Origin of the sequence: Micromonospora parastrephiae (assembly GCF_016802865.1) — a bacterium.
Classification (GTDB): domain Bacteria; phylum Actinomycetota; class Actinomycetes; order Mycobacteriales; family Micromonosporaceae; genus Micromonospora; species Micromonospora parastrephiae.
This window is the reverse complement of sequence record NZ_JAEVHM010000043.1, coordinates 1-24,858: the sequence shown is the minus strand read 5'-3', so window position 1 is coordinate 24,858 and position 24,858 is coordinate 1. Positions and strand designations below refer to the sequence as shown.

Genomic DNA, 24,858 nt, shown 5'->3' with positions numbered 1-24,858 from the left:
CGCCGCCGGCCGCCGGGTGGACCTGACCACCCGACGGCCGACGGCGTGCGGTCACGCCTCGGGTGCGATGGCCGGGCAGGTGGCGCCCCGGGCGGGCGCCACCTGATCGATCAGGTAGGAGTCGACGGCTCGCCGCACGCACGGGCTGCTGGTGTAGCTGCCGTGCCCCCAACCCTGGTACGTGAGCAGCACACCGTGCCCACCCAACTGTCGCGCCACGTTGGTGGCCCAGTTGTATCCGCTCGCCGGGTCGTGCACGGTGGCGGCGATCAGCAGCGGCACATCGCTGCGGACCCGTAGGCGGTGCTGCGGGTTGGCGACCGGCGCCGGAGCGCCCAGGCAGGTCACGAGAGCGAACACCGCCGTCGGGTACCGGAGGTCGGGTGCGAGCCGGGCCATCCGGCGCAGGTGCCCGGCGTACTCCCGGTAGTCGCGGACGGGCAGGCTCCAGTCCTGACAGAAGACCGCGAACGGGTACGGGGCCACGGCGTCGCCCGTCGCCCCGGCATCGGCCGCGACCCCCGGGGTCGGCGAGGCGGAAGCCCCCATCGTGCGGAGCCACTCGGCCAGCCCCGGCCACCGCCACGTGTCGTAGAACTCCTTGTGGGTGAGCCGGGTCAGCTCGAACGGGGTCAGCAGGACCCCGGGCCGCTTCGGGTCGGTCAGGACGCCCCGCTCGGCCCGGGCGCGCAGCCCGGTCCAGATCGCCCGGAAGTCCCGCCCGTGCAGGGCGCAGGCGGTGGACCGGTCACACCAGGCGACGAACTCGTCGAACGCGCCCTCGGCGGTGACCGCCTGGGTGTCGAGGAAGGCGCGGGTGCCGAGGCTGTGGTCCATCGCGGCCTCCAGCACCACGGCCCGAACCCGGTCGGGGAACAGCTCGGCGTACCGCTGCCCGAGCAGGGTGCCGTACGAGCTGCCGTGGAAGGTCAGCCGACGCTCGCCGAGCGCAGCGCGGACCGCGTCGAGGTCACGAGCGGCGCTGGTCGTGTCCACGTGGTCGTAGAGCGGGCCGGTGCGGGCCCGGCAGTTGGCGCGCAGCAGCGCGTTGCCGGCCAGCGTGGCGTCGAACTGGGCCTGGTCGGTCAGCAGTTGCGGTTGCTGGGCGAGCAGGTCCCGTGAACAGACCACCGGATGGCTGCCGCCGGTGCCGCGCGGGTCGAAGCTGACGATGTCGAACCGGCGGCGCAGGTCGGCGCTGAACCGGGAGCTGCCGGTCACCACCCGGTCCACCCCGCTGTCGCCGGGCCCGCCGGGGCCGAACACCAGCGAACCCTTGCGGGCGGCCGGATCGGTGGCGACCCGGCGGGCGAGAGCCAGCTCGAAACGTTCTCCCCGAGGGTGGTTCCAGTCGACCGGCAGCGACAGGGTGCCGCACTCGGCCGTGGCGTCCTTGGCGCAGGGCCGCCAGTCGATGGCAGGTTGGGCGGTGGCCGGGCTGGCCGGCGTCAGGCCGGCGGCCGTGAGGGCCAGGGCGACCGCCCAGCCGACGGCGGATTTGCGTACGCGCAGCATGAGGTGCTGTCCTCTCCTCGAAGGAGCGTTACCGGTGGAACCCGCCCAGTGGGCGAGGTGATGCTGCTTCCACCCGGGCCGTCGAGTAGCCGCTCGACGGCCCGGGGTCTTCGTCCGCCGAGGTCAGTCGACCTCGCGGAGGACGCGTTCGAGGGTGGTCATCCGGGTCTCCATCCCACCCAGCCGGCCGTCCATCGCCGCGAGCAGGCGGGCGTTCTCCGCCTGGGCCTGGGCTGCGGTTTCGGCGAGCCGGCGGTAGTCGTCCGCGCGGGCCGCCTCGAACCGGGCCCGCCGGGTCTTGGCGAGCTGCACGACGGTCACCGTGAACACGCTGATCAGCAGGGCGAAGATGCCGATCGCGCCGACCACCTCGGTCCAGTCGTGCTCGCTCATCGCTCCGCTCCTGGCTGCTGGCCCGAATCGGGCACGGTCAGCGTCTCGACCGCCGCCGCGATGACCTCGGGGGTGAGTGTGAGCACGAACGGCTCCACCTCGTAGTAGTTCATGGCCTTCCCGTCCTCCGACAACTCCAGGCGAGCGGTGACCAGCCCGGCCGCCGCCAGCTTCCGTAGGTGGACCTGCAACAGCGCCCGGCTGATGCCCAGTTGCCGGGCCAGCCCGCTGACGTAGGCACGTTCACGAGCCAGCGCGGCGACGACCCGCATCCGGTGCGGGTTGGCCAGGGTGGCCAGCACCCGGACCAGTTCGTCGCCGGTTGGCGGCGGTGCGGCACTCAAAACCAGCCCTTGCACATGCCAATAGAAGCTAGCAGGTATCGGCGCGTGGGAGTGGGGACCAACCGTGGAATCAGGGGGATCTCAGGGTCACCGAGACGGGGCCGGACACACAACACGCCGGGCCGGTGAATGATCACCGACCCGGCGCGCGGGTTCGTCGCACGTCAGCTCTTGAAGGCGTCCTTGATCTTCTCGCCGGCCTGCTTGAGCTTGGCGGTGGACTGGTCGGTGCGGCCCTCGGCCTCGAGCTGCTCGTTGTCGGTGGCCCGACCGGCGCCTTCCTTCAGCTTGCCGGTCGCGTCCTCGGTGGCGTTGTTGATCTTGTCGTCGATACCCATGTGCCAACCTCCATTGCGAGCGTCGCTACGACTACAGCAGTACCCCCGCCTTCGTCGGTCCAACCATTACCGCCATCACAGCTCACCGGCGGCCGGACGGAACCGGCGCAGGCGCAGGCTGTTGGCCACCACGAAGACCGAGGACAGCGCCATGGTGGCCCCGGCGATCATCGGGTTGAGCAACCCGGCGGCGGCCAACGGCAGGGCAGCCACGTTGTAGCCGAACGCCCAGAACAGGTTGCCCCGGATGATGCCGAGCGTGCGCCGGGACAGTCGGATGGCGTCCACCGCCGCGTCCAGGTCCCCCCGAACCAGGGTGAGGTCGGATACCTCGATCGCCACGTCGGTACCGGTACCCATGGCCAGCCCCAGGTCGGCCTGGGCCAGCGCCGGAGCGTCGTTGACCCCGTCACCGACCATCGCCACCGACCGCCCCTCAGCCTGGAGCCGTCTGACCACGTCGACCTTGCCGGCGGGCAGCACCTCGGAGATCACCTCGTCCACGCCCACCTCGGCGGCCACCGCACGGGCCACGGTGGCGTTGTCCCCGGTCAGCAGGATCGGGGTGAGCCCCAGCGCACGCAGCCGGGCCACGGCCGCCCGGCTGGTCGGCCGGACCACGTCGGCGACCGCGAGGACGCCACGGGCGCGACCGTCCCAGCCGGCGAGGATCGCCGTCCGGCCGGTGGCTTCCGCGTCGCCGACGGCCCGCTCGACCTCCGACGGTACGTCGATTCCACGCTCGCGCAGCAGCCGAGGCCGACCGACCAGCACGGCCCGCCCGTCGACCGTGCCGCTCACGCCCAGCCCTTCGAGGTTGGCGAAGTCGCTGACCGGGGGCAGCGTGCCGGCCTCGGCGGCACCCGCGGCGACCGCCCGGGCGATCGGATGCTCGCTGGCGGCCTCCACCGCCCCGGCGAGCCGGAGCAGCTCGGCGCGGTCCTCGCCGCTCGCCGGCACCGCGTCCACCAGGGTCATCCGGCCGGTGGTCACCGTGCCGGTCTTGTCCAGCACCACGGTGTCCACCCGCCGGGTCGACTCCAGCACCTCCGGCCCCTTGATCAGGACCCCGAGCTGGGCGCCCCGGCCGGTGCCGACGAGCAGCGCGGTCGGGGTGGCCAGGCCGAGCGCGCACGGGCAGGCGATGATCAGCACGGCCACGGCGGCGGTGAACGCGGCGGTCGGGCCGGCCCCGGTGCCGAGCCACCAGCCGAGGGTGCCCACGGCCAGTGTGATGACGATCGGCACGAAGACACCGGAGATCCGGTCGGCCAGCCGCTGCACGGCCGCCTTTCCGCTCTGCGCCTGCTCGACCAGGTCGGCCATCCGGGCGAGCTGGGTGTCGCCGCCGACCCGGGTGGCGGTGACGACCAGCCGACCGCCCGCGTTGATCGTGGCGCCGACCACGCCGTCGCCCGGGCCGACCTCGACCGGCACCGACTCACCGGTCAACATGCTGGCGTCGACGGCCGACGTGCCGTCGTCGACCACCCCGTCGGTGGCGATCTTCTCCCCGGGCCGAACCACGAACCGGTCGCCCACGGCGAGCCGGTCCACCGGTATCCGTGTCTCCACGCCGTCGCGGAGCACCGCCACGTCCTTGGCGCCGAGTTCGAGGAGGGCACGCAGGGCGGCGCCGGCGGTCCGTTTGGAACGCGCCTCGAAGTAGCGGCCGGCCAGGATGAACACCGTCACCCCGGCGGCGCCTCCAGGTAGATGTTGCCGGCACCGTCGGTGCGGGTGATGTCGAGGCGGAACGGGTGCGTCATGCCGGGCATCCCGGCGTCGCCGAGAAACAGCGCCCACAGCGACCAGCCGAACGCCGCGAGGGTGCCGAGCGAGACCAGCGTGTCCATGGTCGCCGCGCCGTGTCGCAGGTTGGTCCAGGCGGCGCGATGGAACGGCAGGCCACCCCAGACCACCACCGGGGCGGCCAGGGTCAGCGACAGCCACTGCCAGTAGTCGAACTGCCAGGCGGGGACCATGGTCAGCAGGACCACCGGCACGCTGAGCGCCGCCGACACCCAGAGGCGGGTACGTGGGCCGCGCAGCGGATCGGCCGGCTGTTCGCCCGCCGCCGCGGTTGGCGGGGCTGGCAGTGCCGCCGTGTAGCCGGTCTTCTGCACGGTGTCGATCAGGTCGTCGGGCGTGACGTCGTCGGCGTAGCGGACGGTGGCCTTCTCGGTGGCGTAGTTGACGGTGGCGCTCACCCCGTCCATCCGGTTCAGCTTCTTCTCGATCCGGGCGGCGCAGGCGGCGCAGGTCATACCCCCGATCGCCAACTCGATCCGGTTCGGCGCCTCGGGCAGAGGTCTGCTGGTGGTGGTCATCGTCCGGTCCCGTCAGTTGTGCCCGTGTCCGGGGGTGCCGTGCTCGGCGCCCCCGGTCGGTGCGGGTCCACTCGGGCTGGGGTCGCCCCCGGCCGTGGCGGCGCCGGCGACGACGGTGAACTCGGCGCTGTGCACCGCCCCGCCGTGCCGGAAGTCGAGGTAGAGCCGGTAGCTGCCGGCCGACGGCACCTCGGCGAGGAAGGCGACGGTCGGGCCGGGTCGGGTCCGGCCGTCGCCGGGAGTCCCGTCCGGGTGCACGTGCAGGTACGCGAGGTCGCCCCGGCGCAGCGCCACCAGGTGCCCGTACGCGCCCAGGTAGGGCTCCAGGTCGGTGACCGGCTGCCCGTCGCGGCTGATGGTCAGGGTGAGCGGCGAGGTGCGGCCGGGCTGCGGCTCGCCGGCCAGGGTGACCGTGTAGCCGTCGACGACGGTGCTGGTCGCCGGGGCTGGCAGCGGCCGTTCGGCCAGCTCCCCCGGGACGGTCACGTCGACGCCGAGGGTGAGCGGCTCACCCCCGGCCGGGGTGAAGTCGGCGAAGGCCCGCCACTGCCCGGGGCCGGCCAGGGGTGTGGCGACCCGCCAGGTGCCGTCCGGAGTCAGGTCGGGGTGGACGTGGCGGAAGCCGGAGAGGTCCCGTCGGGCCACGATCAGGTGCATCCGCTTGTCGTGGGCGACGTCGTACCGGGTGACCGGGCGGCCGTCCGGGCCGTCGATCGTGAAGGCGAACTCGCCGGCCGGGGCGGCGACCGGTTCGAGGGTGTAGCCACGGTCGGAGACGAGCAGGCCGCCGGGGAGCCGGTCGACCGTCTCGTCGTGCTCCCCGACCGAGCTGGTGGCGGCGCCGTCGTGTCGGCTCTCGGCGGCGGGGGCGCCGGGGTCGACCACGCGGCCGACCCCGTACGCCGTGCCGAAGACCGCCACGAGACCGAGGGCGAACCCGCCCAGTCGGGTCACCGTGTTCACGCCGGGCCTCCCGAGGAGCCGTCGACGAGGTCGTAGCCGGCCTCGTCGACGGCGGCCCGGACGGACGCCACGTCCAGCGGCTGGTCGCTGCTCACGGTGACCCGGCCGGTGGCGAGGTCGACCTGGACGTCGTGCACACCCGGGAGGGCGCCGACCTCGGCGCTGACCGCGCTGACGCAGTGCCCACAGGTCATGCCCTGCACCTGGTACGTCGTGTTGACCATCGGACCGTCTCCTTCGCCTCGCCTACCGGTACCCGGTGGGGGTATCTGCCAGGGAGGACCATACCATACCCCCCAGGGGTAGGCTATCCTGGTCGGCATGACCTCACCCACCCCGATCCGCGGGTACACCGCCAGCAAGGACCAACTGCTCGCGCGGCTCCGCCGCGTCGAGGGGCAGGTTCGGGGCATCGAGAAGATGGTCGACGACGACCGCTACTGCATCGACGTGCTGACCCAGATCTCCGCGATCCAGGCCGCCCTCGACAAGGTGGCGCTGGGGCTGCTCGACGGGCACGCCCGGCACTGCATGCACGAGGGCGCGGCCGAGGGTCGGGCCGACGAGATGGCCACCGAGATGATGGCGGCGGTCGGCCGGCTCATGAAGCGCGGCTGACGCCCCTCAGTCCGGCTCCGGGTCCAGCCGCACCCGGCGCAGCAACTGGGCGTTGAGCGCCACCACGACAGTGGACGCGGACATCAGCACCGCGGCCAGCGCCGGGCTCAACGCCACTCCGGCCCAGGCCAGCACCCCGGCCGCCAACGGCAGCGCCACCACGTTGTAGCCCGCCGCCCAGGCCAGGTTCTGCCGCATCTTGCGGTACGACGCCCGGGACAGCCGCACCACCGCACCCACCCCGCGCGGTCGGACGAGGCGAGCACGACCCCGGCCGACTCGATCGCCACGTCGGTGCCCGCACCGATCGCGATGCCCACATCGGCGCGGGCCAGCGCGGGCGCGTCGTTCACCCCGTCACCGACCATCGCCACGGTCAACCCCCGCCGCTGGAGTTCGGCCACCCGGCCGTCCTTGTCCGCCGGCAGCACCTCGGCGAAGACCTCGTCGACGCCGGGGCGGAAGCCGAGTTCGGCGGCGACCGCCTCGGCCACCGGCCGAGCGTCCCCGGTGATCATCGCGATGGTCCGGACGCCCTCGGCGCGCAGCTCGTCGACGGCCCGCCGGGCCTCCGGACGCACCTCGTCGGTCAACGCGAACGCGCACAGCACGGCGTCCGGTAGCCGCACCAGGTGCAGCACCGCCGCACCTCTCGCCGACCACTGCCCGATCGCCGCCTCCAGGTCGGCCGGAAGCGACATCCCCAACTCGCGCAGCAGCGCCGGCCCACCCACCGCGTACTCCGTACCGTCGATGGTTGCCTGCACTCCGCGGCCCGGCAGCGACCGGAACCCGGCGGCCGGGGCCGGACCGGCGGGCCCGGCCGCCGCGACGATCGCCCGGGCCAGCGGGTGCTCACTGTCCGACTCCACCCCGGCGGCGATCCGCAGCGCCTCGTCCCGCTCCACGCCCGCCGCCGCCACGTCGGTGACGGCGTGCTCGCCCCGGGTCAGGGTGCCGGTCTTGTCGAAGAGCACCGCGCCGACGGTCCGCATCCGCTCCAGCGCCAACCGGTCCTTCACCAGGATCCCGGATCGCGCGGCCAACGCGGTGGAGAGCGCGACGACCAGCGGAATGGCCAGGCCGAGCGCGTGCGGGCAGGCGATCACCAGGACGGTGACCGCACGGACCACCGCCTCGTCGGGCTGACCCAGCGCCGTCCAGACCAGCACGGTCAGCACGGCGGTGCCGGTGGCGACGTAGAACAACGCGGCTGCGAACCGGTCGGCCAGCAGTTGGGCTCGCCCGCCGGAGCGCTGCGCCTGGGCGACCATGCGCTGGATGCCGGCGAGGGCGGTCTGGTCACCCAGGGCCTCGACACGGACCCGGATCGCCGAGTCGGTGGCGACGGTGCCCGCCACCACCCGGTCGCCGGTCGCGCGGGCAACCGGCCGCGACTCGCCGGAGATCATCGATTCGTCCAGCTCGGCGCCGCCGTCGACGATGCACCCGTCCGCCGGCACCCGGCCACCCGGTCGGACCAGCACCACGTCGCCGACCCGCAGCGCGCCGACCGGCACCGGTTCGACCCCGCCGTCGGCGCTCACCCGCTCGGCCTCGTCCGGCAGCAGCGCGGCCAGCGCCGCGAGCGCTCCCCGGGCCTGCCCGATGGCCTTCATCTCCTGCCAGTGCCCGAGCAGCATGATGGTGACCAGCGCGGCCAGCTCCCACCAGAAGTCCAGGTCGAACGCGCCGACACTGGTGGCCAGCGACGCGGTGTACGCGACGGTGATCGCCATCGCGACCAGCAGCATCATGCCCGGCGCGCGGTCCCGGACCTCCCGGACCGCACCGACGAGGAACGGCCAGCCGCCCCACCAGAACACCACCGAGCCGAGCACCGTCCCCACCCAGGAACGGCCCGGAACGTCCCAGCGCAGACCGAGCCGGTCCGCCACGAGGTGACTGGCCAACACCACCGGCACGGTGAGCACCAGGCAGACCCAGAACCGGCGACGGAACATCGCCGGATCGTGACCGGCGTGCTTGTCGTGCCCGCCATGATGCCGGCCGTGCGGGTGGGGCGGTGACTCAGCGCGCATGACTCCACCATCCCGGTCCGCGCGTCGCCAGGCGGGCGGTTCGAGGACCCCGACACTCCGTCACGACCTGCGTCCCGCAGCGGGGGTCGTTAGCATCTTCGACGATGGCCCTCCGGATTCCGCTCCGCAGTCCCGCGCCGGGACCGCCACGACGCGGCGGCGCCCCCGGCCGGCCCGACCGGTCGTTCACCGTATGTGATCAAGCGATCGTCATCCAGCGATCCGCCGCACTCGTCACCGCGTTTCCGCGGCGGCGGTGAACCAACCGGCCCACCGGCACGTACCCCGCACCGGATTCGTTGGGAGTCTCGCATTGGGTTCCGACCACAGCCGTTCCGCTCCGTCCGCCCCGCCCCGGGTACGACGGATCCTCGTCGCGACGGTGGTACCCCTGTTCGTCGCCACCGTGCTCGCGGCGCTGGTGCTCTGGCCCCGGGACGCCTCCCCGCAGACCGGCGGCGGCGCGGACGTCCCGCGCTACCAGGGCACGGTGACCCGCGTGGTGACCGAGCCGTGCCCGCCCGCGCCGCAGACCCCGGAGGGCACACCGGACGCCGGCGACGGGCCGTGCGGCACGGTGGACGTTCGGGTGCAGGATGGACCGAGTGCCGGGCAGCAGGTCCAGACACCGGTACCGGACGGCCCCGGAGCGCCCCGGGTCGACGTCGGCGACGAGGTCATCCTGGTCGAGCTGACCGACCCGGCCGATCCCAGCGCCAGCACCTGGAACATCGCCGAGCACCAGCGCGGCACGCCCCTGGTGTGGCTGGCGGTGGTCTTCGCCGCCGCGATCGTCGCGTTCGGCCGGTGGCGTGGCCTGGCCGCACTCGGCGGGCTGGCCGCCAGTTTCGCCATCCTGCTCACCTTCGTGCTGCCGGGCATCGCCGCCGGTCGGTCACCGCTGGTCGTGGCGGTGGTCGGCGCCGCCCTGATCATGTTCGTGGTGCTCTACCTGACGCACGGGATCACCGCGCAGACCTCCGTCGCGGTGCTCGGCACCCTGGGCAGCCTGGTGCTCACCGGCGTGTTGGCCACCATCGCCACCGCCGCCACCCACCTCACCGGTTTCGGCAGCGAGGACGCCACCACGCTGTCGATGTTCCAGGCCGACGTGGACCTGCACGGCCTGCTGCTCGCCGGGATCATCATCGGCTCGCTCGGGGTGCTCGACGACGTGACGGTCACCCAGGCGGCCACCGTCACCGAGCTGGCGAACGCCAACCCCGGGCTGACCCGGTTGCAGCTCTACCGGGCCGCCACCCGGGTCGGCCGGGCGCACATCGCCTCCACGGTCAACACCATCGTGCTGGCGTACGCCGGCGCCTCGCTGCCGTTGCTGCTCCTGCTCACCGCCGACACGCGCCCTCTCGGACAGATCCTCACCAGCGAGTTCCTGGCGCAGGAGATCGTTCGCAGCGCGGTGGCCACCCTCGGCCTCATCGCCGCCGTACCGCTGACCACCGGGCTGGCCGCCGTGGTGACCGCCGCCGGCCGGTCGGCTGCCGAGCCGGCCGACGGCCCCTCCGCCCCCCGGCCTCAGCCGGACCGGGCGGAGGCCCTGGCCGCACTGAGCTCCCCGCGAACGGGCCCGTTGGACGGACCGGACCCGATGCGGACGACACCCCCGCCCACCGCCACCGACCGGTGGCCAGAGCCGAACAGGAGCACGGATACGGCATGGTGACACTCCTCAGCGTGACCAGATCGGGCATCCGGCCTGAGAACCGCATCACTGGTCACTCAACGCCATGGCGAAATGACGCTTTTAGTCGGCATCGGGACGTAGCTCAGGGGGTCGACTCTCGGGTAACCTCGCTGCCGGTCACCGCCGAAGGCGCGAATCGGCGCCTGCGGTGCCACCGCCCAATCGCCAACCGGCGAGCCGGGAACCCAGGTACGTGGGGTGAATCCGCGTCAGCGGTAGGGGCCACTTCCGCCCCGAACCCGTCAGCTAACCCGGTCGGCGGTCGACGGAAGGGAACATCGTGACGGCACCCCTACGCCGCTGGTTGACACCCGTGGTGGCCGTGATCGCCGCACTGACCGTGTTCGCCGGACCCCTCCCGGCGCACGCCGCCCCGACGACGCCGACGCCGTCCGGGCACGAGGAGGACGGCGAGCCGAAGCTGCTCAACGACGTCATCGAGAAGACCAACCGGGACTACGTGGCGGCGAAGTCGCAGCTGGACAAGTCCAAGAAGCGGCAGTCGGAGCTGGCGGCCGAGGTGGAGCGCGCGAAGGCCGACCTGGACGCCCTGGCCCCGCAGGTCGGTCAGATCGCCGCCCAGTCGTACCGGACCGGCCGGATCGGCGCGATCGCGATGCTGCTGGAGAGCGACGCCCCCGACTCGTTCGTCCGGCGGGCCGCCGCGCTCGACGAGATGAACATGGTCAACGAGAAGAAGCTCTCCGAGGTCAACGCGGTGAAGGCCCGCGCCGAACAGGCGAAGCTGGCCCTCGACGCGGAGGTGCGGGAACAGCAGAAGCAGACCGCCCTGATGGCGAAGGAGAAGCGCGACGCGGACAAGGCGCTCGCCCTGGTCGGCGGGAAGGGCTTCACCGGCGGCCTGGTGGACGCCACGTCGCCGGTCGCCCGGATCGGCCCGGGGCGCACCGCCGACGGCGACTGGAAGCCGCAGTCGTGCAGCGAGGACGATCCGACCACGTCCGGCTGCGTCACGCCTCGCACCCTGCACGCGTACAAGGAGGTCAAGCGGGCCGGCTTCAACCGGTTCGTGGGCTGCTACCGCTCCGGCGGGCCGTGGGAGCACCCGAAGGGCCGCGCCTGTGACTGGTCGTTGCAGAAGAGCGGCTTCAGCCCGTGGCACAACGAGGACACCCGCACGTACGGCAACAACGTGGCCGCGTTCCTCATCCGCAACGCCGACCGCCTCGGCATCTACTACGTGATCTGGAACCGGCAGATCTGGTTCCCGGCGACCGGCTGGAAGTCGTACAGCGGGCCGTCGAACCACACCGACCACGTTCACATGTCGCTGCTCTGATCCGCGCGTTCTCGCAGTCGAGGGCCGTCCCGCGTCGCGGGGCGGCCCTCGTCGCGTCAGGCCGCGGCGGACGCCGACGGTTCGTCGGGTACGTCGAGCGCCGCGACGTCGGCCGGAACGGCGGCGACCGGGCGCACCACACCGGCGGCGAGCCGGTACGACACGCCCACCACCGCGCACCGCCCCCGCGCCACCTCGTCGGCCAGCACGGATGACTGCTCCAGCAACGTCTCGACGGTCTGTGCGATGTGGACGTCGACGATGCCGTCGATGTCGTCGATCCCCTCGGCCGCGGCTCGGCGGAGGCTGGGCAGCACGGCGTCGACCACCGCGCCCAGGTGCCCCTGGGGTGCCACGCCGGTGGCGGCGACCTCGCGGGCCGCCTGGACCGCGCCGCACGAGTCGTGGCCCAGCACCACCACCAGCGGGGTGCCGAGCACGGTCACCGCGTACTCCACGCTGCCCAGCACCTCCGGCCCGGCCGTGTGCCCGGCCGTGCGGACCACGAACAGGTCGCCCAGCCCCCGGTCGAAGATGATCTCGGCGGCGAGCCGGGAGTCGGAGCAACCGACGATCACCGCGAACGGGTGTTGCCCGTCGGCCACCGCGGCCCGGTGCCCGGCGTCCTGGTTGGGGTGGCGCGGGGAGCCGCTCACGAAGCGTCGGTTGCCGCGGCCAGCTCGGCGTACGCCCGGGCCGGCTCGGTGAACGCCGACGCCTGGTCGGCGCTCCGCTGCGGACCCGGCTGCCCGCCGGACGCTCCGGGAAGGCTCATCCCCGCACCTCGTTTCCACGCATTTGACCTGGTCAACCGGATGTTCGGCCGGCCGGTGGCGGGCGCTGGCCCGGCTCCAACCGTCACACGCACCACAAGATGCGTCAAGGTATGCGTGATATAGATTTCATACGTTGGCCCAGGGTCGACCTCGCGACGACGCCCCCGAGGCCAGAGCCGCCGAGCCTCGATGGCAAGGTGCAGAGGCGGGGCGGACAACCGGAGAGGCGGTCCCACGATGGCGGGCACGGCGACGGGTGCGACCGGCGGCGGCCGGAACTGGACGTTCCTCACCAACCACGGGCACGTGCTGCTGGCCATCGCCCGCGACCCCACCGCCCGGCTGCGCGACGTCGCGGCGGAGGTCGGCGTGACCGAGCGGGCCGCGCAGGCGATCGTCGCCGACCTGGAGGCGGGCGGCTACCTGCACCGCACCCGGGTTGGACGGCGCAACGAGTACACCCTGAACCCGGCCGGCCGGTTCCGGCACCCCGCCGAGGCGTACCGACAGGTCGGCGACCTGCTCGCGCTCTTCGCCGAGCCACCCCCCACCGACACCAGCCGCCCGTCCTGACCACCGCCGCCGGGCCGCTGCCCGGCGCACCACAGCGGTAATCTCTGCGGGTGCGCGAGAGCCTGCCGATGAGCGCGACCGAGCCGCCCCGCCGTGCGGGGCGTGTTGTCCGCGACGTCCTCAGTGGAGCGTTGGCGGCCCTGCTCGGCACCGCCCTGGCGGCGCCCTCCCCGGCGGCCGCGGCACCGCCCACCTGCGGCCCCGCCGGCGAACCGGGTCTGACGGAGATGCCGTGGGGGCTGCGCCGGCTGGAGCCGTCCTCGGCCTGGCCACTGTCCCGCGGCGCCGGCGTCACGGTGGCCGTCATCGACTCCGGCGTCTCCGCCATCCACCCCCTGCTCAAGGGCCAGGTGCTCGAAGGCCGCGACTTCAACAACCTCCCGGCCAACCAGGGGCAGTGCGACCAGGTCGGGCACGGCACGATGATCGCCGGCATCATCGCCGGGCGGGAGGGCACCGGCGTACCGTTCAGCGGCATCGCCCCGGCTGCCCGCATCCTGCCGATCCGCGTCCTGCCCGATCTCAAGGGCACCAACGACGAGGCGCTGCCCGGGCAGATCGCCGCGGCCATCGACTGGGCCGTCGACCAGGGCGCGGACGTCATCAACATGTCCCTGACGACGCTGCCCCGTCCCGAACTGGCGCAGGCCGTCGAGCGGGCGCTGGCCAAGCGGGTGGTGCTCGTCGCCGCCGCCGGCAACCGGCAGGAAAACCAGCAGGACCGTCCCGGCTACCCGGCCGCCTATCCCGGCGTGATCGCCGTCGGTGGCGTGGACGAGCAGGGCGGCCACGTGGGCACATCGGTCAGCGGCTCCTACGTGGACATCGCCGCGCCGGGGTTGAACATCGTCGGCCCGGCGCCCGGAGGGTCCGGCTACCGCGCCGAGCCCAACGGCGGCACCAGCTACGCCGCCGCGTACGTCTCGGGAACGGCCGCGCTGGTCCGCGCCGCGTACCCGGACCTCGACCCCCAGCAGGTCGCCGACCGGCTGGAGCGGACGGCCGACAACCCGCCCGACGGGCACAACGCCGACGTCGGATACGGGATGGTCAGCCCGTACCGGGCCGTGTCGAGCGTGCTCGGCACCCGCACCGACCCACCCGCCGGGGCGCTGCCGGCACCCACCTCGGTGAACGACCCGCTGAGCTGGCAACGCACCGCCGCGCTGTGGGCGGCCGCGATCGGCGCCCTGCTCGTCGTGCTGCTGCTGGTCGCGCGACCCGTGTTGGCCCGGGGCCGTCGTCGCGGCTGGCGTCCCGGCCGGCGTACGGACTCACCCGTCACCGGCTGAGCCCACCCTGGCGTCCAGCCGGCCAACGCAATGCGGCTCCGACCCGGGTGGAACCCGGACCGGAGCCGCAGCGGCGACTACCTCAGCCCCACACCTTGGAGTTGCTCATCTCGGTGGAGACGTAGTTTTCGCGGGCGATGCCGACGGCACCACCGATCTCGTTGAGAATCCGGTTGATGTCCCGGACGGCCGTGTCCCACTTCGCCTGGTGCTGCTCGTAGGCCACCCTGTCCTCGCCGTCCCAGTGCAGCTTGGACAGCATCGACCGCAGCGTGTCGAGCTTCTCGTCGATGGTCTTCGAGATGGCCTGCATCTGCTGGTTGCTGCTCTCGAGGACCGCGTAGTCAACCTTGATCGTCACGACTTCCTCCTCTGCTGGCTACGGATCACGGGTTGAGAGCAGAGTGGAACTTGTCCAGCATCTGCTGCTGCTCTTCGTCGTTGACCTGGTGCGTCGTACCCGACTTGTCGAGCAGGTCGGCGATGTTGTCCATCGCCGTCAGCAGCTTGACGGTGTCCTCGTTCCAGCGCGTCATCAGCGACTGGAAGCCCGTGGACGCCTGACCCTTCCACGCCATGGCCAGGTCGTCGACTACGTTCCACAGCTTCTTCAGCTCGCCGTCGACCTCGCTGCGCGTGGACCGCACGTCACTCGCGGCGGTATGGAGAGTCGCAGCTTCGACCTCGAACGCCATGCTTCACACCCTTCCGTCACGTTGTGGTGGCGGCTTCGCCGCACCCCTCCCCCGCGGCAAGGCACCAACACCCCACCGACGGACACTCCAGTGAAGACCGTAGCCGAACCGGTCCAGCCCTCGCAGCCCTGACCGGCGGCCTTCGATGGATGGTGGCGAATCCGGAATGCGACCGAGTGTCCGCGGCACGGCCGGCTTCCGATCCCGCCGATATGATCAGGACGGCTCGGCCCAGGCGGTCTGGATCAGCTGCTGACCGTCGCGGCGGCGCACGAGGGTGCCCCGACCCGGCGGCTGCGGGCTCGGCCGCAACGTGCCGAAGACCGCGCCCTCCTCACGGTTGCCGGACATCAGCAGGCCGGGAGAGTCCAGTTCACGGAGCCGTTGCAGGACCGGTTCGTAGAGCGCCCGGGAAACACCGCCGACCCGCCGCGTCACGATCAGGTGCAGGCCGATGTCCCGAGCCTGCGGCAACAGCTCCAGCAGGGCGCCGAGCGGGTTGCTCCCACCGGAGGCCACCAGGTCGTAGTCGTCCACCAGGATGTAGAGGTCCGGGCCCTTCCACCAACTGCGGTCCCGCAACTGGGCCGTGGTCACGTCCGGGCCGGGCAGCCGGTTGGACAACGCGCTGCGGATCGAACCGAGCCCCTGGGCGAACGCCTGGTTCGACGGCGCGTAGTCGAGCAGGTGGTCGCCCTCCACCGCACCCAGCAGACCGCGCCGGTAGTCGGCGATCACCAGCCGGGCCTGCGCCGGCGTGTACCGCTCGGTGATGCCCCGGGCGATCAACCGCAGCAGGTTGGTCTTGCCGCACTCCGCGTCGCCGAAGACCGTGAGGTGCGGCTCGTTGGCCAGGTCCAGGTAGACCGGCGCGAGAGCCGACTCGTTGACGCCGATCGGCAGGCCGGGCATCGACCGGTCGATGATCCGGGCCAGCTCGGCCACCGGCAGCCGGCGCGGCAGCAGCCGCACCTTCGGCGCCGGGCGGCCCGGCCAGTTGGCCGCCACGTGCCCGGCCAGGGCGGTCGACGCCTCGGTCAGGTCCTCGATGTCCCGGCGGCCGTCGATCCGCGAGATGGCGGTGAGGAAGTGCAGCTTGTCCCGGGTCAGGCCGCGGCCGGGCGCCTTCTCCGGCACGTTCATCGCCGAGCGGCGGTCGATCTCCGACTCGGACGCGTCACCCAGACGCAGCTCCAACTTGGTGCCGAGCAGATCCCGCATGTTGATCCGGATCTCCGCCCAGCGCACCGCCGTGAGCACCACGTGCACACCGAAACCGAGGCCCCGGTTGGCGAGCGTGGTAATGGTCTGCTCCAGCTCCTCGTACTCCTGGCGCAGCGTGTTCCAGCCGTCCACCACCAGGAACACGTCACCGAACGGGTCGTCGGCGAACTCGCCGGCGGCCCGACGACGACGATAGCTGGCCACCGAGTCGATGCCGTGCTGGGCGAAACGGGCCTCCCGGTCGTCCAGCACGGCGACCACCTCGGCCACCGTGCGACGGACCGCCTCGACGTCCCGCCGGCCGGCCACCCCGGCCATGTGCGGCAGCCGCTCCAGGCTGCGCAACGCGCCACCGCCGAAGTCCAGGCAGAAGAACTGCACCTCACGCGGCGTGTGGGTGAGTGCCAGCGAGGCGAGCAGCGTACGCAGCATGGTGCTCTTGCCACTCATCGAACGGCCGACGATGACCACGTTGCCGCCGGCACCGGCCAGCTCGACCATCATCGGGTCACGGCGCTGCTCGTACGGGCGGTCGACCACGCCGACCGGCACGGTGAGGCGGCCCCGCCCCGGCCAGGACGCGGTGCACAACCCGTACGTCGGGTCCACGGCCAGCTGGCCGAGCAGCTCGCCCAGGCCCGGCGGGTCGGCCAGCGGCGGCAGCCACACCTGGTGCGCCGGACGGCCACGGCCCTTGAGCTGGTCGATCAGCACGTCGAGCATCGCCACGGCCTTGCCGTCGGCCGGCTGCTCCGGCTCCGGCGCGGTGTCCACCGGCAGCTGCGGGGCCTGCGCCGGGATGAAGTCGAGCCCGTACGGCACGATCCGGCGCTGCACCAGCGCCTGCGACGCCGACGCCTGCTGCCCCGGCGCCCGGTACGCCCCGGACACGTAGGCGGCCCGGAACCGCAGCATCGTACTGGTGTCCGTCTTCAGGTAGCCGTGCCCCGGCGCGTTCGGCAGCTCGTACGCGTCCGGCACGCCGAGGACGATCCGGCTCTCCACCGCCGAGAAGGTCCGCAGACCGATCCGGTACGACAGGTGGGTGTCCAGGCCGCGCAGCTTGCCCTCCTCCAGCCGCTGGCTGGCCAGCAGGAGGTGCACGCCGAGCGAGCGGCCCAACCGGCCGATCATGACGAACAGGTCGATGAAGTCGGGCTTCGCGGCGAGCAGTTCGCTGAACTCGTCACAGATGATCAGGAGGCTGGGCATCGGCGCCAACGGTTCGCCGGCCGAGCGGGCCTTCTCGTACTCGAAGCGGGAGACGTAGTTGCCGGCCGCCCGCAGCAGCTCCTGCCGACGCACCATCTCGCCCGCGAGCGCGTCGCGCATCCGGTCGACCAGCGGCAGCTCGTCGGCCAGGTTGGTAATCACCGCGCTGGTGTGCGGCAGCGCCTCCAACGAGGCGAACGTCGCGCCACCCTTGAAGTCCACCAGGACGAAGTTCAGTTCCTCCGACGAGTGGGTGACCGCCAGCGCGGCCACCACCGTGCGGAGCAGCTCACTCTTTCCGGAGCCGGTGGCGCCGATGACCAGACCGTGCGGGCCCATGCCCTCGTGCGCGGACTCCTTGAAGTCCAACTCGACCACGTTGCCGTCCGGGCCGACGCCGAGCGGAATGCGCAGCCGGTCCCGGTGGCCGCGCGGCCGCCAGGTCTGGCGGACGTCGACCGTCGCGGCGTCGCCCACGCCGAGCAGATCCGGCAGCTCCATGCTGCGGGCCAGCGGTTCCTCATTGCTGGTCTGCTGCTGGGAGAGCCGGTAGGGGGCGATCTGCCGGGCCAGCCCCTCGGCGGCCTCGGCGGTGAGCCGGTCCGGACGACCCAGCGGCGACGACGAGGTGCCCCGGACCAGCTCCAGGGTGCTTCCGTCGCCCACGTCGAGGCAGAGCAGCCAGCGGCCGGCGTCGCGCGGCACCGTGCCGGACAGGTCGATCATCGTGGCGCCCAGCAGACCAGGGCCCAGCAGCTGGCCGGTCGGCGAGACCTCGCCTCCGTCGTTCACCACGACCAGGTGCGGCGCGGTGGTCAGTGGCTTGGCCTCCGGCGCGAACCGGGGACGGCCGGCCAGCTCACCGGCGAGCGACTCCTCCGCCTCGGCGAGACTCGCGAACACCAGCCGACGCGCGCCGGCCGCGTCGGTCCGTCCACTGTGGTGGGCGTGCGGCAGCCACTTCACCCAGTCCCAGACCGCCTGCCGGTCCGGTGCGGCGACCACCGCGATCACCAGGTCGTCCGGTGCGTGGAAGGTGGCCAGCTGACCCAGCGCCGCCCGGGCCAGGTCGAGCACCGGCTCCCGGTCACCGCGCAGCACCACCCGGCTGAACGCGCGCACCGACAGCGCGGTCGGCAGCTCGGGCACTGTCGAATGGGCGCGAACGAACCGGCGCAGCGCGATGGCGCTCATCGGCTCCAGGTCCTCCACCGGCTTGGTCTCCGGCGGAACGATCTCCACCGCCAGCCGCTGCGGGCCCAGCGCGATCCGGGTCTCGCCGAAGTCGTCCTCGGTGATCCGCCGCTCCCACAGCCGGCGGGACGCGGCGATCGACCAGAGCGCGTCCGGCTCCGGGTGCCGCCACGCCATCGCCGCACGCTGCTGCTCCGCCGCGCGCCGGGTGCGCTTGCGCATCTGGGCCAGGTAACGCATGTAGTCACGGCGGTCGGCGTTCAGCTCAGCCTTGTCCTTGCCGCCGCTGTTGGCCAGCGAACCGATCGCCATGCCGAGCATGGAGACGCCGAACAGGCCACCGGCGACGTACGTCATCATGCCGCCGCCCTTGCCCGCGTAGAGGAAGGCCATCGCGCCGACCCCGCAGAACATCGGCAGGATCATGAGCAGCTGCCCCATCCCACGGGGCGTCGGCTCCGGCAGCTCGGGAGGGGACTCCAGCAGCACCTCACCGCGCGGCAAGGCCGGCCCCGGCTGACGCGGGAGCCGGCGGAACACCACCGTGCTCACGGCTGTCTCCTCCCCAGAAGCGGCCCTGACGATGTGCCGTCGCGGACCGGAGTCTGCGGGTGGGCATCGTACGTGCACGCCATCGTAGGTAATCTCCCGTGGGCGCGGTGGACCCGCACCGCGGCACCGCGGCCCGCTGATCGTAGACGGACACCTGGAGGCCACAGTGGCGACGAAGACGGCGACCGGTGGCCTGAGCCGGATCACCATCGTGGCTCCGCGTACCCGGATGGATCTGGCTCTGCCGTCGGACGTGCCGTTGGCCGACCTGCTGCCCACCCTGCTGCGCTACGCCGGGGAGGATCTCGCCGACGAGGGGGTGCGGCACGGCGGTTGGGCACTGTCCCGGTTGGGCGGTGCACCGTTGGACGGTGGGCGTACCGCGGTGCAGCTCGGCGTCCGCGATGGCGAGGTGCTCTACTTCAACCCGCGTTCGGCCGCGGCCCCGGAGATCGTCTTCGACGACGTGGTGGACGCGGTCGCCACCGCGACCAACCAGCGGCCGGGCGCCTGGCAGGTCGGCGCGAGCCGGTCCTTCGCGGTGCTGTTCGCCGCGGCGGCGCTGGGCGCCGGCGCGCTGGCCGCGCTCTTCGCCGGCCCTCCGCACCTGCCCGGCGCGGTGGCCGCCCTGCTGGTGGCGGTGGCGCTGCTGGTCGGCGCGGCGGTGCTGTCCCGGGCCGCCGGTGACAGCCGGACCGGCGCGGTGCTGGCCATGGTCGGCCTGGTGCACGCTGGCACCGGCGGTCTGCTGCTGCTCGCCGGTGACCGGCCGCTGACCGATCTGGCGAGCCCGCACGTCCTGCTCGCGGCCACCGCCGTGGTGGTCGCCGGGGCGGTGGCCGTGCTGGCGGTCGGTGACCGGTATCCGCTTTTCTTCGCCTCGATCGGCGTGGGTGCGGCCACCGGCGTGGGCGCCCTGCTCTGCCTGGCCTTCGGCATCGACGCGCCGGCCGCGGCCGCGGTGGTGGCGACGATCGCGTTCGGCGCGGTGCCGGCGCTGCCGATGGCGGCCTACCGGCTGGCCCGACTGCCGGTGCCGTCCATCCCGACCGGTCCGGAGGACCTGAAGACCGACAGCGAGTCGGTCGACGGGCGGCAGGTGCTCCAGCAGAGCGAGCGCGCCGACGACTTCCTGACCGGTCTGCTGTGGACCGTTTCGCTGCTGGTCCTCGGCGCGGAGGTGGTGCTCGCCCTGGACGGGCGACTGCCGGCGGTGCTGCTCTGCCTGGTGCTGGGGCTGCTCTCGCTGCTGCGGGCCCGGCCGCTCCTGGGCCGGGCCCAGCGCGTCCCGGTGTTGCTCGCCGGCACGGTGGGCCTGGGCCTCGCCGCCGCGGCCACCTTCGCCGACGGGTCACTGCCGGTCCGGCTCGGCCTTGTCCTCGGTGGGCTGCTGCTGGCCGCCGTGATCAGTCTGGTCTACGGGCTGAGCGTCGCCGGCAAGCGCATCTCACCGGTCTGGGGTCGGCTTCTCGACATCGTCGAGATCCTGCTGATCATCTCGCTGGTGCCGCTCGCCTTCTGGGTCTGCGGGCTGTACGGCTGGATCGTCAACCTGCGGCCCTGACCGCCGGGCTCCGACCCAGCGACCCGCGCGACGCCCGGCCGTCAGCGCGGCTGCGGGCGGGTGGAGACGCCCAGCACCGACCCGACCGGTGCGCTCGCGTAGGCGCCGGGGCCGTGCTGGCCGTCCACCGGTCGGGCCGACGCTCCGGCCCGGCCGGCCACCTCCCGCACGACCTTGACCAGGGCCTCCACGTGGTTGTCCATGGCCGCGACCCGCAGCAGCGGCGCCGCCACCCGACCGTCCGGCGACACCGACACGGCCACCGTGTGCGACGGCGCCGAGGTGGCGGTGATCGCGTCCACCAGCGGGCCGAGCGGAGCGTCCGGCCGGCCCCCCAGTGCCATGCAGCGGTGCGTCCAGCCGCCGCCGCGCAGCCCCTCCCAGGTCTCCGTCGGTGGCTCCGGCACGAGGTCCAGTCCGGCGGCCGAGACCACCGCCGACCGCAGTTCGTCGCGGCCCAGCGGACGGTGGGACAACCCGGCGGCGGTCAGCGCCTTGCCGAGTCGGCCGATCCCGGCGGACAAGGTCCGGTGGACACCCGGCAGTCCGCCGCCCCGGGTCACCGCCTCCACACGGGCGTCGTGCACGGTGAGCCGCAGCGCCACCCACACGGTCCGGTGCGCCGCCGGTGGCGCACCGGGCGCCGGATACCAGACCAGGGTGTGTGCCACGACCTGGGTCCGGGAAACCGGCGCGGCGAAGTCCCCGAGCACCCGCAGCGTTCGGTCCACCGTGGACGCCTCCACCGAGCCGACCGCCCCGCCGCTGCCGGACTGCAGCGCGATCGCCGCGAACCAGCCGTTGTCGTCCTGCCCGATGCCGAGCCGGGTGCCCCGGTCGGTCAACTCGATGACGCTCAACTCGGGGGCGAGCGCGGCCAGCCGTGGGTCCGCCGCGGTACCGCCGGACAGCGCGGCCGTGGCGCGTTCGCGGCGTCGTCGCAGTCGCCGGCGCAGCAGCAGATCCTCGAACCACCAGCGGCCGCCCCGGCGGGCGAAGGCGGCCAGGACGACCAGCGCCGCAACGGTGCCCACCGCGGCGAGCAGCCAACTCGGACCGCTGGCCGACGCCCAGACGGCGACCACGCACAGCTCCACCAGAACGAGCTGCCCGACGAGCACCGGGCCGATCCGGCCCCGACCAGGCCGGTCGGTCGGCGGCGTCGCTCGTGCCGGGACGTCGGACGGGCCCGTGGCCGCTCGGGCGGGTCGCGCCTGAACCTGCGTCATCGCTGACTGTCCCTCCTGCACGGTACGGCTCTGCGCCGGGTCGGTCCGGTGCCGGCCGCCGGCGGTGGTCCCGAGGACCGCCGTCGGCCCCTTATCGTAGGGAAGCCCGCGACGGCACCCCGAGGACATCGTCGCGGATCCACCCCGCCGGAGGTAAGTCATGCGGACCCGCCGCGATCAGGTGCAGGCGTACCGCTTCGTCACCCGCCGGATCGTCTCCGCGCTGCTGTCGGGCGATCCGGAGACCACCAACCTGCCGATGCGACGGCTCGGCATGGCGGTCTTCGGCAGCGTGATCGCCGCCGCGGTGGTGCTCGGCGGGGTGGGCGCCTACGGTCAGTTGACCGGCAACACCGCGCCGTTGGAAGACAAGACGCTGGTCATAGAACGGGAGACCGGCGCGACGTACGTGTTCGTGGGTGGGCAGCTGTACCCGGCCCTCAACTACACCTCGGCGCGGCTGATCCTGAACGAGGCGGACCCGGCCGTGCGGACGATGTCCCAGGCGTCGCTGCGGGACCGTCCCCGTGGTCGTACGCTCGGCATCGTCGGCGCCCCGGACGCCTTGCCGGACCGCAAGTCGCTGACCGGTCTGCCCTGGTCGGTCTGCGACGTGCCCGATCCGAGCGACCCGCAGCGCTCCACCACCCGGGTCGTGATCGATCGGGCGCTGCCCGGTGGCGCGCCGCTGGCTGACCGTGCGGTCCTGGTCACCGTGGACGGTCAGCGGTACCTGCTCACCGGTGACGCCCGTCTCCAGGTACTCGGTGGCGACCAGACGATCGCGGCGCTGAGGATGCCCAACGCCACGCAGCTGCGGGTCGGGCAGCAGTTGCTCAACGCCGTCCCGGCCGGGCCACCACTGCGCAAGCCGACACTGCCCGGCGAGGGCGATCGGAGCGGGCTGAGCGTGGGCGACCGGCCGGCCACCATCGGCCAGGTGTTCCAGGCCGCCGGCCGGTACTACGTGCTGACCCGCGAAGGGCTCGTCTCGATCACTGAGATCACCGCCCTGTTGATGATCAGCGGTGGCGGTCAGATCACCGACATCACGCCGGACCAGGCCGGCCGGTTGCTGACCGAGCAGCGGGTGGAGGAGGAGGGGCTGCCGGAGACGCTGCCGAGCCTGTACCCGGCCCGGTCCGGGCAGACCACGCTCTGCGCCACGTACCGGGCGGGCGCCGGAGGCGGCCCACCGGTCACCACCCTGGAGGTCTTCGACCGGGCACCGGCGGAGCTGACCGCTACCGATCCGGGGCCGGTGCCGGTACGCCAGACCGCCCGGGACGCGGTACGCACCGCCGAGGCGGTGCTGCTGCCCGGCGGTAAGGGCGTGCTCGCACAGGCCGCGCCCGGCGCCGGGACCAGTGGCTCCGGCGCGGCCGGGTCGACGATCTACCTGATCAGCCCCCAGGGCGTCCGGTACCCGCTCGCGTCGACCGAGACGCTGGCGGTGCTCGGCTACGGCGGGGTCACCCCCCTCGCGGTGCCCGGGACGCTGCTCGCTCTGATCCCGACCGGGCCCACTCTGGACCCGGAGGACGCGGCGGCCTTCTTCGCACCCGAGGGCGCGCCGCCCACCGCGACCGCTCCGGCTTCGCCGGTCGGCGGCACGTCCGCGAACGGGGGCGCGGGCGGAGGCATGCCCGCGGCATCGACCGGCGCCGACGGTTGAGCGGCTCGCACGGGTCGCCCGGGAGCGCGGCGGTGGACTAACCTGGCATCCGCTGACGGTTGTCAACCAGAACGACGGGGATGTTGCCATGACCGGGCGCACGGAAGTCGACCTGCTGTCCCTTGAGGACTTCCACAAGAACCTGGTGGCCCGGCTGAGCCAGGCCGAGTCGGTGCTGCGCAAGCTCAACACCGAGATGCAGTGCAGCCCACCGGCGTTGGGCTCGTTCACCGACGCCACCGACAACGCGCGCCGCTACAGCACGGTCCACCAGTCCTACGTCCAACAGGCGGAGCGGCTCCGGCGGGCCGTGGTCGCGGCCCAGCAGGCCACCAGCACGATCCTGGCCAACTATCGGACCGCCGAGGCGCGGAACGCCGCCAACGCCACCGACATCACCGCCGCGTTGACCGGTGTCCAGCAGGCGTTGGAGCCGAAGGGGGACGGGCGTGTCTGAATACACCCAGCGCTACGAGGGCCGCAGCCACCAGGAGCTGTACGACGCCGTGATGGCCGGCAAGCCGGAGCAGATCGAGGGCGTGGCCGCCCAGTGGGCCGCGCTCAAGGGCATCCTGGACGGGCTCGGCCGGGAGTTGAGCGGCGATCTTGAGAAGCTCGGCAACACCTGGACGGGTTCGGCGGGCCGGGAGTTCCAGCGGCGGCTGGGGCTGATCGTCGCCCACTCGGACGCGCTCGGCGAGGGGATGGCCGACGTCAAGCAGGCGCTCACGATGATGGCCGGCCAGTTGCGCACCGCGCACAAGCAGGCCGAAAACCCGGAAGAGACCGACGACAACGACCAGCTGCTCTCCGGTGCCCTCCGTGGCGGCGCCACCTTCGGCCTGCCCGGGGCCGTGATCGGCGGCATGCTCGGCCACCAGCAGGACAAGGAAGAGCAGGAGAGGGCCCACAAGCGGATGGTGAACGTGGTGGCCGAGCTGGCCGCCGGTTACGACCTGTCCGCCTACGACCGGGTGGTCGATCCGCCTCCGCCTCCGCCGGACACGCCGGAGACGGCCAGCGACGACAGGACGACGCCCCGCAGCGGGCCGAACACCGCCCCGCCCACCGCCGCGCCCACCATCAGCGGCCACACCGCCCGTACCGGCGACGCGACCATCGGGACGCCGCACCGGGCCGGCGAACCGCCGGTCGTCGTCGGCGACGGCTCCGGGCCCGTGCCGGACGGCACCGCCGGCACACCGGGTGTGGTCACCGTCTCGGACGACACCGAGGGCGGCGGCACCGCTCTCGCCGGAGCGGACCCGCTGGTGGGTGGCGCGCTGCTGGCCGGCGGCGCCGCCGGCCTGGCCGGTCTGTCCGG

Annotated in this window: 21 protein-coding genes, 2 pseudogenes and 1 riboswitch; of the genes and pseudogenes, 9 read left to right on the top strand and 14 right to left on the bottom strand. The window is 73.0% G+C overall.

The features are described 5' to 3' along the window. Positions 1–51 precede the first annotated feature (51 nt). The 7 genes and pseudogenes from JNW91_RS11975 to JNW91_RS11945 all read right to left on the bottom strand — a co-directional run bounded on the left by JNW91_RS11975 (position 52) and on the right by JNW91_RS11945 (position 6,107). Positions 52–1,515, bottom strand: coding sequence for an alpha/beta hydrolase (locus JNW91_RS11975; RefSeq protein ID WP_203174923.1), 1,464 nt, complete (start codon positions 1,513–1,515; stop codon positions 52–54). 123 nt (positions 1,516–1,638) lie between these two features. Further along, on the bottom strand, positions 1,639–1,908 hold the full coding sequence (locus JNW91_RS11970) for a hypothetical protein (RefSeq protein ID WP_203174922.1): 270 nt from the start codon (positions 1,906–1,908) through the stop codon (positions 1,639–1,641). Further along, positions 1,905–2,252, bottom strand: coding sequence for an ArsR/SmtB family transcription factor (locus tag JNW91_RS11965; protein WP_203174921.1), 348 nt, complete (start codon positions 2,250–2,252; stop codon positions 1,905–1,907). The genes JNW91_RS11970 and JNW91_RS11965 overlap by 4 nt, the downstream gene beginning before the upstream one ends. A 164-nt stretch (positions 2,253–2,416) precedes the next feature. Continuing rightward, positions 2,417–2,590 carry a CsbD family protein gene (locus tag JNW91_RS11960; RefSeq protein WP_203121024.1) on the bottom strand — a complete coding sequence of 58 codons (174 nt, stop codon included), beginning with the start codon at positions 2,588–2,590 and terminating at the stop codon, positions 2,417–2,419. 75 nt (positions 2,591–2,665) lie between these two features. Continuing rightward, positions 2,666–4,920: pseudogene (locus JNW91_RS11955) on the bottom strand (heavy metal translocating P-type ATPase). 12 nt (positions 4,921–4,932) lie between these two features. Beyond that, positions 4,933–5,883, bottom strand: coding sequence for a hypothetical protein (locus JNW91_RS11950; RefSeq protein WP_203174920.1), 951 nt, complete (start codon positions 5,881–5,883; stop codon positions 4,933–4,935). Continuing rightward, on the bottom strand, positions 5,880–6,107 hold the full coding sequence (locus JNW91_RS11945) for a heavy-metal-associated domain-containing protein (RefSeq protein ID WP_203174919.1): 228 nt from the start codon (positions 6,105–6,107) through the stop codon (positions 5,880–5,882). Before JNW91_RS11945 ends, JNW91_RS11950 begins: the two co-directional genes overlap by 4 nt. 97 nt (positions 6,108–6,204) lie before the next feature. On the opposite strand from JNW91_RS11945, the gene JNW91_RS11940 reads away from it, so the two are divergent. Continuing rightward, positions 6,205–6,501 (top strand): metal-sensitive transcriptional regulator, encoded by a 297-nt coding sequence (locus tag JNW91_RS11940; protein ID WP_203174918.1) that lies wholly within the window; start codon positions 6,205–6,207, stop codon positions 6,499–6,501. 6 nt (positions 6,502–6,507) lie between these two features. Here JNW91_RS11940 and JNW91_RS11935 read toward each other — a convergent pair. Further along, a pseudogene (locus tag JNW91_RS11935) lies at positions 6,508–8,543 on the bottom strand (copper-translocating P-type ATPase). 313 nt (positions 8,544–8,856) lie between these two features. Here JNW91_RS11935 and JNW91_RS11930 point away from each other — a divergent pair. Beyond that, entirely contained in the window at positions 8,857–10,227 is a 1,371-nt protein-coding gene (locus JNW91_RS11930) for a YibE/F family protein (protein WP_203174917.1), read from the top strand. Between the two features lie 166 nt (positions 10,228–10,393). Beyond that, positions 10,394–10,524, top strand: a riboswitch (cyclic di-AMP (ydaO/yuaA leader). 4 nt (positions 10,525–10,528) lie between these two features. Then, complete coding sequence (locus tag JNW91_RS11925) at positions 10,529–11,548, top strand: coiled-coil domain-containing protein (protein WP_203174916.1); 1,020 nt, start codon at positions 10,529–10,531, stop codon at positions 11,546–11,548. A gap of 56 nt (positions 11,549–11,604) precedes the next feature. On the opposite strand, the gene JNW91_RS11920 is transcribed toward JNW91_RS11925, so the two are convergent. Further along, the gene (locus JNW91_RS11920; protein ID WP_309244328.1) at positions 11,605–12,204 is read right to left on the bottom strand and encodes a carbonic anhydrase; all 600 of its coding nucleotides are present in this window, start codon (positions 12,202–12,204) and stop codon (positions 11,605–11,607) included. After that, a complete protein-coding gene (locus JNW91_RS33550; protein ID WP_309244327.1) occupies positions 12,201–12,323 on the bottom strand; it encodes a hypothetical protein in 123 nt (40 codons plus the stop codon). Before JNW91_RS33550 ends, JNW91_RS11920 begins: the two co-directional genes overlap by 4 nt. A gap of 238 nt (positions 12,324–12,561) precedes the next feature. Here JNW91_RS33550 and JNW91_RS11915 point away from each other — a divergent pair, with 238 nt between their 5' ends. Beyond that, positions 12,562–12,897 (top strand): helix-turn-helix transcriptional regulator, encoded by a 336-nt coding sequence (locus JNW91_RS11915; RefSeq protein ID WP_203174914.1) that lies wholly within the window; start codon positions 12,562–12,564, stop codon positions 12,895–12,897. Positions 12,898–12,947: 50 nt separating this feature from the next. Next, positions 12,948–14,189: a type VII secretion-associated serine protease mycosin gene (mycP, locus tag JNW91_RS11910; RefSeq protein WP_309244326.1), complete on the top strand. Its 1,242-nt coding sequence runs from the start codon at positions 12,948–12,950 to the stop codon at positions 14,187–14,189. Between the two features lie 82 nt (positions 14,190–14,271). On the opposite strand, the gene JNW91_RS11905 is transcribed toward mycP, so the two are convergent. The 3 genes from JNW91_RS11905 to eccCa form a co-directional block, all read right to left on the bottom strand. Then, positions 14,272–14,550 (bottom strand): WXG100 family type VII secretion target, encoded by a 279-nt coding sequence (locus JNW91_RS11905; protein WP_203174913.1) that lies wholly within the window; start codon positions 14,548–14,550, stop codon positions 14,272–14,274. Between the two features lie 25 nt (positions 14,551–14,575). Beyond that, on the bottom strand, positions 14,576–14,884 hold the full coding sequence (locus JNW91_RS11900; RefSeq protein WP_088986628.1) for a WXG100 family type VII secretion target: 309 nt from the start codon (positions 14,882–14,884) through the stop codon (positions 14,576–14,578). 216 nt (positions 14,885–15,100) lie between these two features. After that, positions 15,101–19,066 carry a type VII secretion protein EccCa gene (gene eccCa, locus JNW91_RS11895; RefSeq protein ID WP_203174912.1) on the bottom strand — a complete coding sequence of 1,322 codons (3,966 nt, stop codon included), beginning with the start codon at positions 19,064–19,066 and terminating at the stop codon, positions 15,101–15,103. Positions 19,067–19,232: 166 nt separating this feature from the next. On the opposite strand from eccCa, the gene eccD reads away from it, so the two are divergent. After that, complete coding sequence (gene eccD / locus JNW91_RS11890) at positions 19,233–20,630, top strand: type VII secretion integral membrane protein EccD (RefSeq protein WP_203174911.1); 1,398 nt, start codon at positions 19,233–19,235, stop codon at positions 20,628–20,630. A gap of 41 nt (positions 20,631–20,671) precedes the next feature. Here eccD and JNW91_RS11885 read toward each other — a convergent pair whose 3' ends face one another. Then, positions 20,672–21,859: a type VII secretion protein EccE gene (locus JNW91_RS11885; RefSeq protein WP_203174910.1), complete on the bottom strand. Its 1,188-nt coding sequence runs from the start codon at positions 21,857–21,859 to the stop codon at positions 20,672–20,674. A gap of 160 nt (positions 21,860–22,019) precedes the next feature. Between JNW91_RS11885 and eccB the strand changes: the two genes are divergently transcribed. The 3 genes from eccB to JNW91_RS11870 all read left to right on the top strand — a co-directional run. Continuing rightward, positions 22,020–23,534: a type VII secretion protein EccB gene (eccB, locus tag JNW91_RS11880; RefSeq protein ID WP_203174909.1), complete on the top strand. Its 1,515-nt coding sequence runs from the start codon at positions 22,020–22,022 to the stop codon at positions 23,532–23,534. A gap of 88 nt (positions 23,535–23,622) precedes the next feature. Further along, positions 23,623–23,991, top strand: coding sequence for a hypothetical protein (locus tag JNW91_RS11875; RefSeq protein ID WP_203174908.1), 369 nt, complete (start codon positions 23,623–23,625; stop codon positions 23,989–23,991). Next, positions 23,984–24,858, top strand: an 875-nt coding sequence (locus JNW91_RS11870; RefSeq protein WP_203174907.1) for a WXG100 family type VII secretion target, incomplete at its 3' end; no start/stop codon positions are given. The genes JNW91_RS11875 and JNW91_RS11870, both read left to right, overlap by 8 nt.

Bases quoted from the DNA above. Each gene is read 5' to 3' on its own strand.
- JNW91_RS11960 (WP_203121024.1), bottom strand. From the start codon at position 2,590: ATGGGTATCGACGACAAGATCAACAACGCCACCGAGGACGCGACCGGC.
- JNW91_RS11940 (WP_203174918.1), top strand. From the start codon at position 6,205: ATGACCTCACCCACCCCGATCCGCGGGTACACCGCCAGCAAGGACCAA.
- JNW91_RS11885 (WP_203174910.1), bottom strand. From the start codon at position 21,859: ATGACGCAGGTTCAGGCGCGACCCGCCCGAGCGGCCACGGGCCCGTCC.
- JNW91_RS11945 (WP_203174919.1), bottom strand. From the start codon at position 6,107: ATGGTCAACACGACGTACCAGGTGCAGGGCATGACCTGTGGGCACTGC.
- JNW91_RS11975 (WP_203174923.1), bottom strand. From the start codon at position 1,515: ATGCTGCGCGTACGCAAATCCGCCGTCGGCTGGGCGGTCGCCCTGGCC.
- JNW91_RS33550 (WP_309244327.1), bottom strand. From the start codon at position 12,323: ATGAGCCTTCCCGGAGCGTCCGGCGGGCAGCCGGGTCCGCAGCGGAGC.
- eccB (WP_203174909.1), top strand. From the start codon at position 22,020: ATGCGGACCCGCCGCGATCAGGTGCAGGCGTACCGCTTCGTCACCCGC.
- JNW91_RS11915 (WP_203174914.1), top strand. From the start codon at position 12,562: ATGGCGGGCACGGCGACGGGTGCGACCGGCGGCGGCCGGAACTGGACG.
- JNW91_RS11900 (WP_088986628.1), bottom strand. From the start codon at position 14,884: ATGGCGTTCGAGGTCGAAGCTGCGACTCTCCATACCGCCGCGAGTGAC.
- JNW91_RS11970 (WP_203174922.1), bottom strand. From the start codon at position 1,908: ATGAGCGAGCACGACTGGACCGAGGTGGTCGGCGCGATCGGCATCTTC.
- JNW91_RS11875 (WP_203174908.1), top strand. From the start codon at position 23,623: ATGACCGGGCGCACGGAAGTCGACCTGCTGTCCCTTGAGGACTTCCAC.